This window comes from Azospirillum baldaniorum (assembly GCF_003119195.2).
In the GTDB taxonomy this organism is placed as follows: domain Bacteria; phylum Pseudomonadota; class Alphaproteobacteria; order Azospirillales; family Azospirillaceae; genus Azospirillum; species Azospirillum baldaniorum.
Genome location: NZ_CP022255.1, coordinates 635,546 through 649,069, shown reverse-complemented (window position 1 = coordinate 649,069; position 13,524 = coordinate 635,546). Strand labels below are relative to the sequence as shown.

The 13,524-nt window shown below is 69.5% G+C and carries 9 protein-coding genes; all 9 read left to right on the top strand.

The features are described 5' to 3' along the window. The first annotated feature begins 201 nt into the window (after positions 1 to 201). Positions 202 to 489 carry a hypothetical protein gene (locus tag Sp245p_RS25155; protein ID WP_014199557.1) on the top strand — a complete coding sequence of 96 codons (288 nt, stop codon included), beginning with the start codon at positions 202 to 204 and terminating at the stop codon, positions 487 to 489. Between the two features lie 3 nt (positions 490 to 492). Further along, positions 493 to 810, top strand: a complete 318-nt coding sequence (locus Sp245p_RS25150; protein ID WP_014199558.1) for a hypothetical protein — start codon at positions 493 to 495, stop codon at positions 808 to 810. Between the two features lie 43 nt (positions 811 to 853). Further along, positions 854 to 2,494, top strand: a complete 1,641-nt coding sequence (locus tag Sp245p_RS25145; RefSeq protein ID WP_014199559.1) for a PepSY-associated TM helix domain-containing protein — start codon at positions 854 to 856, stop codon at positions 2,492 to 2,494. 152 nt (positions 2,495 to 2,646) lie between these two features. Beyond that, on the top strand, positions 2,647 to 4,650 hold the full coding sequence (locus tag Sp245p_RS25140; RefSeq protein WP_165360001.1) for a TonB-dependent receptor domain-containing protein: 2,004 nt from the start codon (positions 2,647 to 2,649) through the stop codon (positions 4,648 to 4,650). A gap of 106 nt (positions 4,651 to 4,756) precedes the next feature. Next, positions 4,757 to 6,007, top strand: a complete 1,251-nt coding sequence (gene entS / locus Sp245p_RS25135) for an enterobactin transporter EntS (RefSeq protein WP_014199561.1) — start codon at positions 4,757 to 4,759, stop codon at positions 6,005 to 6,007. Then, positions 6,004 to 7,089 (top strand): efflux RND transporter periplasmic adaptor subunit, encoded by a 1,086-nt coding sequence (locus tag Sp245p_RS25130; RefSeq protein WP_014199562.1) that lies wholly within the window; start codon positions 6,004 to 6,006, stop codon positions 7,087 to 7,089. Before entS ends, Sp245p_RS25130 begins: the two co-directional genes overlap by 4 nt. Positions 7,090 to 7,246: 157 nt before the next feature. After that, complete coding sequence (locus tag Sp245p_RS25125) at positions 7,247 to 10,411, top strand: efflux RND transporter permease subunit (protein WP_014199563.1); 3,165 nt, start codon at positions 7,247 to 7,249, stop codon at positions 10,409 to 10,411. Between the two features lie 234 nt (positions 10,412 to 10,645). Then, on the top strand, positions 10,646 to 11,851 hold the full coding sequence (locus tag Sp245p_RS25120; protein ID WP_014199565.1) for an isochorismate synthase: 1,206 nt from the start codon (positions 10,646 to 10,648) through the stop codon (positions 11,849 to 11,851). Continuing rightward, entirely contained in the window at positions 11,848 to 13,479 is a 1,632-nt protein-coding gene (locus Sp245p_RS25115) for a (2,3-dihydroxybenzoyl)adenylate synthase (RefSeq protein WP_014199566.1), read from the top strand. Before Sp245p_RS25120 ends, Sp245p_RS25115 begins: the two co-directional genes overlap by 4 nt. Positions 13,480 to 13,524 lie beyond the last annotated feature (45 nt).

The window sequence follows — 13,524 nt, the reverse complement described above, 5'->3', positions numbered from 1 at the left end:
GCCCGTCCACCCGCGCTCCGCAGCCATGGGCAAAGCCAGCTTCCGAGGCTTCTTGAAAGAACACGGAGCAAGGGTCGGTCACCCGCCGCGGCCATGATTCTTAATGCAAATAGGAATCACTTGCAATTTCAATTCCTGATTGGCAAAACATGGCCTTTCTCCACCAAATCGGATTGGCGCGCCATGATTGGAACCGCACCGATGGCAGAAGCCGCCTTTCACGGGCTGGCTTTGGCCGCGACCGTGGTCGGAATTACCTGCTTTTATCTTTCGGCACCGCGCCAGCAATGGCTGACCCGCCCGCTGGCCGGTCGCCATAGCCGGATGATCGGGACGCTCGCGCTGCTGGAAGGGTGGCTGCTGTGGTCAGTGGTGATGCATCCGGTGACCGCGCTGTTCACCAGCCTTACCGTCGGGATGTTGGTCCTCACCATCCTGCCCTTCGCCGCCGCCGTCCGCGGAGCCATGCCCGCACGCCGGGAGGGCTGAGCGATGACCGACGCATCCTCCATCCGCAACACACACGCCCCGATCCATCCGGACTGGTGGAGCAAGAGTGTGGCCGGGGTGGTCCTGGGATTCTCGCTGGCCATCGCCGTGGCGGGACTGTTCGCCTGGATCGGCCCCGGCGGGCCGGCCGCGGTGAACAAGCTGCAATTCATCATGTGGCTCGTCGTTCCGATCTGGCTGGGGGTGGCCAGCGTCTGCTTCCTGTTCCGCAGCGGGCGTCAGGCTTGGCTGTGGCTGGGCTGCGCCAACATCCTGGCCCACACGGCGCTGCTCGCCGCGCGCAGCCCGCTGCTGCACTGACCTTTCGCCCACCCGCCCCGCCCTCACAGCCGCGAGCCGAGCCATGGCCATCCGCACCGACGTTGTGCGCCTTTACCGGCAGGTCCACACCTGGACCGGCATCCTGACCGGACTGATCCTGTTCGTCTGCTTCTATGCCGGCGCCCTCACCATGTTCAAGGAACCGCTGGAACGCTGGATCACGCCGCCGGTGGCGGTGACTCCGGCGACGCTCGACCGGGCGGAGGACCTGGTCGCCGCCACGCGCGCCCTGCGGCCGGAGGTGCGGGACTTCACCCTGGCGGTCGAGCCGGCCCTGGCCGGAGAGGCGCCGTTGCGTCTGACCTGGACGGAGGAACGCTTCGACCCCGCCCCCTGGGCCGCCACCCTGGCGCCGGACGGATCGGTGGCCGTAGAGCAGCTCAACCCATCCGGCATCGGGCTGCTGGTGGATTTCCTTCACCGCACCGTGGGCATCCCGGGCGATCTCGACATCGGCACAACGGTGACCGGCATCGCCAGCGCGCTCTACGTCGTCGCCCTGGTGTCGGGCGTGATCATCCTGCTGCCGTCGCTGGTCAAGGATTTCCTGATCCTGCGCGTCACCCGGAACGTGAAGCGCCTGTGGCTGGACGCCCACAACGTGCTGGGGCTGATCAGCCTGCCCTTCCACCTCGTCATCGCCCTGTCGGCGGTGGTGTTCGGGTTGCACGACCACATCTACGACACGCTGGACCGCGTGGTCTATGGCGGGCAGATGCGCGCCGTGGCGGCGGCCAGCAGCCCGTTCCGCACCGTCTCGAAGGACATGGGTCCGGCGGGCATGCTGCCGCCCAAGGAATTCCTGACCCGCGTCCACAGCCTCGCCCCCGGCTTCCAGCCGGTCAGCCTGGAGTATCACGACGCCGGCACCGGGGCCGCCACCGTGCGCGTCTGGGGCTATGATCCGCGCTACCTCGTGCGGCGGGAGGGCTTCGTGCTGATGGGGGCGGTGGACGGCCGGATCATCGACACCGAATACATGCCGGGGCATCAGAACGGATGGTCGGCCACCGTCTCCGCCTTCTTCGCGCTGCATTTCGGGAGCTTTGGCGGCGGCATCGTGCGCTGGTCCTACTTCCTGCTCGGGCTGGCCGGGGCGGCGCTGTTCTACACCGGCAACCTGCTGTGGATCGAATCGCGGCGGCGGACGGAGCGGCAGGCAAAAGGCCGGTCGATCGTCGGCCCGGTCGAGCAGAGCCGCACCACCCGCCTGCTGGGCGCCGGGACGGTTGGAGTCTGCCTGGGCTGCGTGGCCGGTTTGTCGCTGACCATCGCCGCCGGGAAATGGCTGAGCGGGCTGGTGGACGACCTGCACGCTTGGCATTGGGGCATCTACTACGCGGTCTTTCTGGGCGCCTGCGCCTGGGCCTTTTTTCGCGGGGCGTCCCGTGCGGGGGTGGAACTTCTGTGGGCCAGCGCGGTGGCCACCGCGGCCATCCCGGCGACCTCGCTGCTCGGCCTCGTCATGCCGGGTCTTTGGCTGTCGGATGGGTTGATCGGAGTCGATCTGGTGGCGTTGGCCGGTGGGCTGGTCTTCGCCGCGATGGCCCGTGGAGCGGAGCGGCGCGCCCTCAGCGGCCCGCGGGACAGCGTCTGGGCCTCCCCGGTCGAGCGCTCGGACTCGGAGATGGGCGTCCAACCGCTTGCCCACCCGGCGGAATGACCCCCCTGGTGAGTGATGGCGCCCGCCTGAAAAACAACCGGGCCGAGTCATAGTCCTTGCGGCGAAAAGGGATATGCACTAACAATCGAAAGAGGTAGTTGCGAATGAGTCTCATTAGCAATTACGGAATTGCCTAATCAGGGGATATGAGCATGACCATTCGCACATCGGGGGCGTGTGCAGAGGAAGGGGCGGCGGCGGGTCGTCCAGTGGCTGCGGCGAAATCCGCAACCATGGTGGGTGCGGCTCTGGTGGTCGCGCTGGCGGGGGGAACGCCGGCGCTGGCCCAGCAGGCCGCCGCACAAGGGGCGCCCGCCGTTCAGACGCTGGGACCGGTGACGGTGACGGCGACCGGCACGCCGGAAAGCACGCTGACCGCTCCCGCCTTCACCACCGTCATCACGTCGGAAGACCTGAAGAAGGAAGGCGTCGCCTCCTCCGGCCTGCCGGAAATCCTGGGCCGTTCGGTGGGCGTGAACGACCGCACCGACGCCACCGGCCGCGACGAGGTGGTGATCCGCGGCATGGGCGCCAACTACTCGCTGGTGCTGGTGAACGGGCGCCGGGTGTCCACCTCCGACGCGCTGTGGCGCGGCGGCGACTTCGACTACCACTCGATCCCGATGTCGGCGATCGAGCGGGTGGAGGTCGTGCGTGGTCCCTTGTCGTCGCTCTACGGATCGGACGCCATCGGCGGTGTGGTCAACATCATCACCAAGAAGCCGACCGACAAGTGGTCGGGCGAGATCAACGGCGACTACCGCGTCGTCGAACCGGGCCGCGGCGGCACCCAGTACCGCACCGGCCTCTACGCCGCCGGCCCGATCGTGGACAAGGTCTCGGCCTCGGTCTCCGCCGAATACTTCAACCGGCAGGCCTGGTACGACGACTCCCGCTACAACGGCGTCGTTCCGGTCCTGGAAAAGAAGAACCTGGCGAACCTGCTGACCACGCTGGCCTTCGACGTCACCGAGAACCAGACGCTGGAGGCCAACTACGGCCTGAACCGCGACAACCGGCCCCGCGGCTATTACGACCGCTGGCTCTCCTCCCAGAAGCAGGAGATCGTTCGCAACACCTTCGGCGCCGCCCACCGCGGCAACTGGGGCTGGGGCGACACGCTGGTGGAGGCCAACTACGAAGACGGCCGCATCGACGACTTCAACTCGTCCTTCAACGCGCCGCAGCAGCGGCACCTGAAGGAGAAGAACCTGTTCCTGCACGGCCGCAGCAACTTCCAGCTCGGCTTCAACCGGCTGACCGCGGGTGCGGAATACCGCAAGCAGACGGTGGAGGACCCCAACACCTTCCTGCAGTCCGGCAAGTCGGAGATCGGGCAGAAGGCCGTCTATCTCCAGGACCAGATCGGGCTGATCGACGGGCTGACCCTGACGGTCGGCACCCGCTACGACCACCACGAGATCTTCGGTGGCAACTTCACCAGCCGTGCCAACGTCGTTTACGCGCTGACCGACGCGCTGTCGCTGAAGGCCGGCGTCAGCCAGGGCTACAAGGCGCCGGACGCCTACCAGCTCAGCCGCGAATACCGGATCGTGAGCTGCGGCGGCCGCTGCTTCCTGTCGGGCAACCCGGACCTCGAACCGGAGACCAGCACCAACTACGAAATCGGCCTGGAAACCCGCTATGACCGCTGGGACGGCAGCGTCGTGCTGTTCCACAACAAGGTCAAGGACATGATCCAGGCGGTCTACAATGCCGGGCCGCCGCCCTCCCGCAATTGGAGCAACATCAACAATGTGGACATCTCGGGCGTCGAGGTGACCGGCTCCGTCAGCCTGACGCCGAAGCTGCTGCTGTCGGGCAATTACACCTACCTCTACACCGAACAGAGCAACGGTGCGGAACTGGACTACCGTCCGCGCCACAAGATCAACGCCTCCCTGACCTGGCAGGCGCTGGACAACATCAGCACGTCGGTGTCGACCAGCTACACCGGCCCGCAGCTCCAGGGCACCAGCAAGATGCCCGGCTACACTCTGCTGAACTGGGGTGTCAGCGCCGACGTCACCGAGGCGCTGACCGTCGGGGCCGGCGTCAAGAACATCACCGACGTCATCCTCAGCGAGAAGAACGTCAACTTCACGTCGGTGGAGGTGGGGCGCAACTACTACGTCTCCGCCAACTACCGCTTCTGATCCGCCGCCGCCCGCCCCCGGCCCGCGCCGGGGGCGGGCGCGCCCGCCTTCTGAAAGCCGCCCTCGGTCCCGTTGCCGCGGGCGCCGGTGCCGGAAAGGCCCGCCCATGACCCTGTCGAACCTTTTCGTCGATCTCAGCCTCCTGAAGACCAACCCCGATTTCCGCCGCGTGCTGATCGCCCGGACGATTTCGCTGATAGCGCTCGGCCTGCTGTCGGTGGCGGTGCCGGTCCAGGTCTACGCTCTCACCGGGTCGAGCCTTCAGGTCGGGATCGCCGCCGCCTGCGACGGCGTCGGCATGTTCCTGGGCCTGCTGCTGGGCGGCGTGCTGGCCGACCGGATGGACCGCCGCCGCCTGATCCTGCTCGCTCGCAGCGTCTGCGGCCTGGGCTTCCTCGGGCTGGCGGCCAACGCGGCGCTGCCCTCCCCGTCCCTTCCGGCGATCTACGCCCTGTCCTTCTGGGACGGCTTCTTCGGAGCCATCGGCGTCAACGCCCTGATGGCGGCGATGCCCCATCTCGTCGGGCGCGCCAATCTGGTGCAGGCCCGCGCGCTGGGCATGCTGTCGATGCGCGTCGCCACCATCCTGTCGCCGGCGCTGGGCGGCCTGCTGATCGCCGGGCTGGGCGTTGGCTGGGTCTATCTGCTGACAGCGCTGGGCACCGGGCTGACCGTTCTGACTCTGCTCGGCCTGCCCCGGATGATGCCGCAGGGCGAGGCCGGGGAGAATCCGCTGCGCGCCATGGCGCAGGCCTTCGTCTTCCTGTTCGGCCACAAGGTCATCGTGAGCGTGGTCGCGCTCGGTTGCCTGACCACGGTCGCCACCTCCATCCGCATCCTCTTCCCGGCTCTGGTCGAGGAGGTGTTCGGCGGCGGCGCCTTCGAGACCGGGTTGATGTACAGCGCCGTTCCCATCGGGGCGACGCTGGGCGCCGCGTTCAGCGGCTGGGCCGCGCGGCTGGAGCGGCCGGGTCTGGTGATGGGCGGCGCCTGCATGGGCGCCTTCGCCTGCGTCGCCGTGATCGGGGCCGCCGGGAGCCTTTATGTGGCGCTGCCGCTGCTGGTGCTGTTCGGCTACGCCACCTCCATCGCCTCGCTCCTGGAATACAGCATGGTCCAGGGTCACACGCCCGACCACCTGCTGGGTCGCGTCAACAGCCTGTGGACCGCGCAGGACGTGTTCGGCGACAGCGCCGGCACCATCGGCATGGGCCTGCTGGCGACGCTGCTGAGCCCCGCCGTGGGAATCCTGGCGCTTGGCCTGGGTGCCTTGGCGCTCGCCGCCGCCGTGACCGCCACCGCCACCACGATGCGCGAAGCGCCAATGAGCGACCCTGCCCTGGAGGGAACCGGATGATGACCCGTGCCATGCCGATCCTGCTGACCGCCGCTTTGCTCGCCGCGGCGCTTCCTGCCGCCGCCCAGACGCGGGTGAAGGTAACGGCGGTGGTCGCCGCCCCCGTCCGCCAGACGCTGCACCTCCCCGGCACGCTGGTGTCGCCGCAGAGCAGCGCCCTGTCCGCTCAGGTCGAGGGCCGGGTGGATGCCTTGCTGGTCGAGGCCGGCGACCGGGTGGAGGCCGGGCAGCCCCTGCTGCGGCTGGACGACATCGTCGCCCGGTTGGAACTGGAGCGGCTGGAACATTCCCTGGCCGAGGCCGAGCACCTCCAGCGCGACGCCCTGCGGCTGGCCCGCGAGGCCGAGGCGCTGGCCGGCGTGCAGAGCGTCTCGCAGTCCCGCTACCGCACGCAACTCGCCCAGGCCGCCATCGAGGAGGCCAAGGTCCGCCAGCTCCGCGCCGCCGTCGCCATCCAGCGGGAGCAGGTGGCGCGTCACGGGCTGACCGCGCCCTTCGCCGGGGTGGTCACCGAACGGCGCACCGGGCGCGGGGAGTGGGTAGGGTCCGGCGGCTCGGTGCTTCAACTCACCGCCACCGACCCGCTGCGCGTCGTCGTCGATGTGCCGGAGCGCCAGCACGGGCGCATCACGGCCGGCACGCCGGTCACCGTTCTGGTCGCCGACGCGCCGGAGGGGGCCGGCATCGCCGCGGCGGTGGAGCGGGTGGTGCCCGCCGCCGATCCGGTCAGCCGCAGCTTCCGCATCCACATCGCGCTTCCCAACCCCGAGGGGCGGCTGATGCCCGGCATGTCGGCGCGCGTCGGCGTCGCGCTCGGCCCGGCGCCCGGAGTGGCGGAGATCGCGCTGCAGGTCCCGGCGGACGCGGTGCAGCGCCATCCCGACGGCAGCGCGCGCGTCTGGGTGGTGCAGCGCGGTGGCGACGGGGCGGTGGCCCGCCCGGTGACGGTGCGCACGGGCCGCCATTCCGGCGACCATGTGGAAGTCCTCAGCCCCGAGCTTCGCCCCGACGATCTGGTGGTCGTCCAGGGCAACGAGGGCCTGCGCCCCGACCAGCCGGTCGTCCCGGACATGGTGGGGTGAAGAGTTCAGCCCTCTCCCCTCTGGGGAGAGGGTGCCCGCGAAGCGGGCGGTGAGGGGGTTGCGCTTTAGCCGGACGTTCCGCCGAGCGCACCCCCCTCACCCTAACCCTCTCCCCGGAGGGGAGAGGGGAAACCGCAAGTTCCTACCCGGAGTCACGATGACCCGCCTGATCCTGCGCAACCCGCTGGCCGCTTTGGTGTCGGTCCTGATCCTGTGCCTGCTGGGCGCGGTGTCGGTCTTCCGCATTCCGGTGCAGATGATCCCCGACATCAGCCCGCGCCGGATCATGGTGGAAACCAACTGGCCCGGCGCCACCCCGCAGGACGTCGAGCAGGACATCCTGATCGAGCAGGAGAAATACCTGCGCGCCATCCCCGGCCTCGTCCGCCTGTCCTCCAGCGCCGAGTTCGGCGGCGGTCAGGTTGAACTGGAATTCCCCTCCGGCACCTCCATCGACGAGGCGCTGATCCACATCGACAACGCGCTGTCCCAGGTCACCGATTACCCGGAGACGGTGGACCGCCCGCGCATCGTCGCCGAATCCGCGACGGCGGAGCCCTTCCTGTTCTTCGGCGTCGAGCGGCTTGACGGAGCCACCGACCCGGACTCCATCCAGCGCGAGACCAACTGGATCGAGAACGTCCTTCGCCCGCGGCTGGAGCGCGTTGCCGGCGTGGCGAAGGCCGAGGTGATCGGCGGGGCCGCGCAGGAAATCCACATCCTGCTCGACCCGCTGAAGCTGTCCGCCCGCAACCTGAATGTGGGGACGGTGCGCGACGCCGTGCGGGCGCGCAACCGCGACGTTTCCGGCGGCGACCGTGACTTCGGCAAGCGCCGCTACTTCCTGCGCACCATCGGGCGCTTCGCCGACCTGGAGGACTTGGCCAACCTGATCGTCGCGCGGGAGAACGGCACGGCCATCCGCCTGCGCGACGTCGGATCGGTGACCATGGCGACCCAGGAGGCGCGCAGCGTCGCCTTCGCCGACGGGCGTCCCACCCTGCTCGTCACCATCGGCAAGCGGGCCGGCGCCAACGTCATCGCCGTCAAGGAGGCGGTGACCGGGGCGGTGGAGGAGCTGAACCGCCACGCCCTGAAGGAACGCGGGCTGTCCATGCGGCTGCTGTCGGAGGACGTGCGCTACATGGAACGGTCCATCGACAACGTGCTGAGCAACCTGATCGCCGGCAGCGTCCTGGCCGCGGTGGTGCTCCTGCTGTTCCTGCGCTCCATCCCGGCGACCGCGGCGGCGGCGGCGAGCATGCCGGTCTGCACGCTGGCGACCCTGCTGGTCCTGGCGGCGGCGGGGCGCAGCATCAACGTGATCTCGCTGTCCGGCGTCGCCTTCGCCATCGGCATGACGCTGGACAACAGCGTGGTCGCGCTGGACGCCATCGCCCGCCATCTGCGCATGGGCAAGTCGAAGGCCGCCGCGACCGAAGACGGCATCGCCGAGGTGTGGCCGGCGATCCTGTCCTCCACCCTCACCACCGTCCTGGTCTTCCTGCCGGTGCTGTTCATCACGGCGGAGGCCGGGCAGCTCTATTCCGACATCGCCATCGCCATCACCGGCGCCGTCATCATGTCGATGGTCGCCGCCCTGGTCCTGGTCCCCGTCGTCGCCGGGCGCTGGTCGGTGGCGTCCCCGGCAGCGTCCGCGGCAGGAAAGGCTCCCGAGAAGGAGGGCGCGCTGAGTGTGGCGGTGCGCTGGATGCTGCGCAGCGCACGGCGGGAGCTGGCGATCCTCGCCGTCTCCGCCGCGGCCATGATAGCCGTCATGCTCACCATGGTGCCGCCCGCCGAATATCTGCCGGAGGGCGAGGAGGCCACCATCTTCAGCTTCATGGCCGCCCCGCCCGGCTACAGCATGGACTCGATGCAGGAGGTCTGGCGGCAGATCGACCCGCTGCTGAGCCGTCAGGTGGGCGCGGCAAGCACCGACGCCGAGACCGGCATTCCGCCGCTGCGCGTCAATCTGAGCTTCATCCGCCCCGGCTTCATCCGCTTCGTGACGGAGCCGATCAACCCCGCCGACACCGACGCGCTGATCGCCAACGTCACCAAGCGGATGAGGGCGATTCCCGGCATGCGCGGCTTCGCCGCGCGCGGGTCGATCTTCTCCGGCAACAGCGGCGGCGCCCGCGCCATCCGTCTGGAGCTGAGCGGCGGCGACCTGACCACGCTCTACGCCACGGCGCTGACGGTGCTCGACCGCGCGGGCGACCTTTTCCCCGAGGGGCAGGTCAACAGCGACCCCTCCCCGCCCACGCTCGCCATGTCGCAGCCCTTCCTGGAGCTGCACCCGAACTGGGAGCGCGCGGGCGAGATGGGCATCGGGCTGGCCGAGCTGGGCTACACGCTGCGCGCCTATTCGGATGGCGCCTTCGCCGACGAGTATCTGCTGAACGACGAGACGCTGGACATCCAGCTGCGGGTGGCCGGGGGCCTGGGCCGCGACCGCCAGGGCTTCGCCGATCTGGTGCTCCACACCGGCCGCGGCGTTCCGGTGCCGCTGTCCAGCCTCGCCGAGCTGCGGGAAACCGTAGGCTCCTCCAGCATCGCGCGGATCGACGGATTCCGGACGGTCACCCTGACCATCATCCCGCCGCGGTCGGTGGCGCTGGAATCCGGCATCGCCGCGGTGCGGACCGATCTGGTGGACCGTCTGCGCGCCGAGGGCGTGATTCCCGACGGGATGAGCACCCGCATCACCGGGGCCGGCGGATCGCTGGACGAGTTGCGCTCCGCCCTGACCGGCGGGTTCCTGCTGGCGCTCGCCATCACCTATCTGGTTCTGGTCGCCGTCTTCTCGCACTGGGGCTACCCGCTGATCATCATGGCGGTGGTGCCCACGGGGATCGGCGGCGGGCTGGTCGGGCTGTGGCTCTACAACCTCGTCGCCGGCCTGCCCGGAGGCTTCGGCCCGCCCCAGCCCTTCGACGTGCTGACCATGATGGGCTTCCTGGTGCTGGTCGGGACGGTGGTGAACAACCCCATCCTGATCGTCGAACAGGCCGCCGTGAACCGACGGACGCACGGCATGTCCGGGGCGGAAGCCATCGCCGACGCCTTGCGGAGCCGACTGCGCCCCATCCTGATCACCACGGTGACGACCGTCGCCGGCCTGATCCCGATGGTTGCGGTGTCCAGCGCCGGGACGGAGTTGTACCGCGGGCTGGGGCTGGTCGTGCTGTGCGGCCTGCTGATCTCCAGCTTGGTAACGGTGACGGTCCTGCCCGTCGTGCTGTCCCTGGTCTTCCGCCTGTCCGACCGCTTGGGCGCCAGAACGCACGACCGGAGGGTGGCGGAAGCGGGCGATTAAGTCCGAGGGAGAAAAATCCCGCGCCGGTTGCAGAAAGCGCTTGCGCGAAATCGGACATATCCCTATATTGCGAATGAGAATTATTCGCATCTTTATGTATGCGGACGCCACTCATGGCTCCGGCAGAACGCCGGTGGTGATTCCCGCGTCCGCCCGAACCGTCAACGGCGCGCTTTTTCCGAACATGTCAACGTCGTCCGCGCTGGCGGATGGACAGTGGAGGCTCGTGTTTCCATGGACGTTCTACCCCTGCCTGCCGGGGAGCGGCCGCTCGGCGGCCGTTCCGACCCGGATTTCGCCTTCGCCTCGCGTGGCCGCGTCCTGAAAGCCTATGGCGTGGATGAGCGGCTGGACGTCGCCCTCGACGACCGCAGCTTCGCCGATGGCCGGTGGGAGGAGGCGCTGGACCGCGCTTTCCGCCGCCGCAAGGCCCAGGGTGTCGAGAATCCCATCCTGGTCGGCGCCGTCCCCTTCGATGGACGCCAGCACGCCCGCCTGTTCATTCCCGAGCACTGCGATTACGAGGACGCCGGCCGCATGGCCGCCGATCCCGACCCCGTCGCGCTGAACGCCGTCGAGGAGACGGTGGGGCGCAACGCCTTCGAAGCGGCGGTGGCCCAGGCCATCGACCTGTTCCGCGACACCGCGTTGAGGAAGGTCGTACTGTCGCGCCCGCTCGACGTGGAAGCGCGCGAGGCCTTCGCGCCGAGCCGCCTGCTGCGCGCCCTGCTGCGGCAGAATCCCGGAGCCTACGTCTTCGCGGCCCCGGTCGCCTACGGACAGACCCTGGTAGGGGCGAGTCCCGAACTGCTGATCCGCAAGACCGGACGAACCGTGATCAGCAATCCCCTGGCCGGGTCCGCCCCGCGCAGCCTGTCCGCCGAGGTGGAGCGCCAGCGCACCGCGGCCCTGCTCGCCTCCACAAAGGACCGGACGGAGCACCGGTACGTCGTCGATGCGGTGCGCGCGGCGCTCGCCGGCCATTGCAGCCCGTTGGCGGTGCCGGACGCGCCCAGCGTGATCCGCACCCCAACCATGCTGCACCTGTCCACCGAGCTGACCGGTGAATTGGCTGATCCCATGGTGTCGTCGCTGCGGCTCGCCCACGCGCTGCACCCGACGCCGGCGATCTGCGGCACGCCGACCGACCTCGCCCGCGACGCCATCGACCGGCTGGAGGGATACGCCCGCAACTGGTACGGCGGCATGGTCGGCTGGATGGACAGCCGGGGCAACGGCGAATGGGCGCTGTCCATCCGCTGCGGGCTGGTTCAGGGCCGGCACCTGCGGCTCTACGCCGGGGCCGGCGTCGTCGCGGATTCCGACCCGGCGGCGGAGTGGGAGGAAACGGCGGCCAAGCTGACCACCATGCTGAACCTGTTCGGCGTCGCGTCCGCCCGGCCCTCCAACACCGACCTTCCGGTGGAGCTGGCGTCGTGACCATTCCCTTCACGCCCTGGCCCGCCGCGTTCGCGGAGCGCTACCGCGCCAAGGGCTACTGGACCGGCGACCCGCTGACCGACGTGATCGACCGCCACCAGGGTGTGGCAGCGGAGGCCACCGCGATCCTCTGTGGGGAACGCCGGCTCCGCTACGCCGATCTGCAAACCCTATCGCTCCGTCTGGCGGCGGCCTTCCGCGCGCAGGGCCTGCGGCCCGGCGACACCGCGCTGGTCAGGCTGCCCAACCGCGCGGAATTCTATTTGGTCTTCTTCGCCCTGCTGCGCTGCGGGGTGGTGCCGGTCAACGCGCTGAACAGCCACGGCGTTTATGAGCTGACCGCCTACGCGCGCCAGATCGAGCCGGCGCTGGTCGTGCTGTCGGCGGCGGACTCGTCCCTGGTCGCCCTGATGGCACAGACGGTCGGGGCGGAGCGGCTGCTCCTGCTCGGCGCGCCGTCCGACGACGGGATCGGCGGCTTCGCCTGGGCCGACGGCGATGCGCTGGGGGAGGACGCAGCCGGGCCGGACCCCGTCGCCGATCCGTCCGGCGTTGCCTTCTTCCAGCTGTCCGGCGGCAGCACCGGCACGCCGAAGTTGATCCCGCGCACCCACGACGACTATCTCTACAGCGTCCGCCGCAGCGTCGAAATCTGCGGGCTGGACGGGTCCTGCCGCTTCCTCTGCGCCCTGCCGGCGCCCCACAACTTCACGCTCAGCTCGCCCGGCGCGCTCGGCGTGTTCCACGCCGGCGGCACGGTGGTGATGGCCGGCGACCCCAGCCCCGCGACCTGCTTCCCGTTGATCGCGCGTCACCGCGTCACCTGGGCGGCGCTGGTTCCGCCGATGCTGTCGGTCTGGCTGGAGGCCGCCGGCGGCGGCGGGGACCTGTCCAGCCTGGAGGTGGTCCAGGTGGGCGGCGCCAAGCTCAGCCCCGCCATCGCCGAACGGGTGCCGGAACGGCTGGGCTGCCGTCTCCAGCAGGTGTTCGGCATGGCGGAAGGGCTGGTGAACTACACGCGGCTCGACGACGATCCCTGGACGGTGGTCAACACCCAGGGCCGGCCGATGAGCCCCGACGACGAGATCCGCATCCTCGACGCTGCCGGCCACCCGGTCCCGCCCGGCGCGGTGGGGGAGTTGTGGACCCGTGGTCCCTACACCTTCCGCGGCTATTACAAGGCCGACGCGCACAACGCCCGTGTCTTCGACGCCGAGGGCTTCTATTGCAGCGGCGATCTGGTCAGCCTGGCGCCGGGCGGCAACCTCGTCGTCTGCGGGCGCAACAAGGACCAGATCAATCGCGGCGGCGAGAAGATCGACGCGCAGGAGGTCGAAGACCTGCTGGCCGCCCACCCCGCGGTGAGCCACGCCGCCGTCGTCGCCATGCCCGACGCGCTGATGGGAGAGCGGTCCTGCGCCTTCGTCATCGCCACGCCAAGCACCAAGCCGTCGGAGCTGCGCCGCTTCCTGCGCGGCCAGGGGCTGGCCGACTTCAAGCTGCCCGACCGCTTCGTCTTCGTCTCGGACCTGCCCAAGACCGCCGTCGGCAAAGTCGACAAGCAGACCCTGCGCGAGCGGGCGAAGCATCAATCCCCCCTCTCCCCTCCGGGGAGAGGGTTGGGGTGAGGGGGGTGCGCGTGTGCCGGACGCACCGCCACGCGCAACCCCCTC

Excerpts from the sequence above, each read along its gene's own strand:
- Sp245p_RS25155 (WP_014199557.1), top strand. The coding sequence starts at position 202 with ATGGCAGAAGCCGCCTTTCACGGGCTGGCTTTGGCCGCGACCGTGGTC.
- Sp245p_RS25150 (WP_014199558.1), top strand. The coding sequence starts at position 493 with ATGACCGACGCATCCTCCATCCGCAACACACACGCCCCGATCCATCCG.
- Sp245p_RS25145 (WP_014199559.1), top strand. The coding sequence starts at position 854 with ATGGCCATCCGCACCGACGTTGTGCGCCTTTACCGGCAGGTCCACACC.
- Sp245p_RS25140 (WP_165360001.1), top strand. The coding sequence starts at position 2,647 with ATGACCATTCGCACATCGGGGGCGTGTGCAGAGGAAGGGGCGGCGGCG.
- entS (WP_014199561.1), top strand. The coding sequence starts at position 4,757 with ATGACCCTGTCGAACCTTTTCGTCGATCTCAGCCTCCTGAAGACCAAC.
- Sp245p_RS25130 (WP_014199562.1), top strand. The coding sequence starts at position 6,004 with ATGATGACCCGTGCCATGCCGATCCTGCTGACCGCCGCTTTGCTCGCC.
- Sp245p_RS25125 (WP_014199563.1), top strand. The coding sequence starts at position 7,247 with ATGACCCGCCTGATCCTGCGCAACCCGCTGGCCGCTTTGGTGTCGGTC.
- Sp245p_RS25120 (WP_014199565.1), top strand. The coding sequence starts at position 10,646 with ATGGACGTTCTACCCCTGCCTGCCGGGGAGCGGCCGCTCGGCGGCCGT.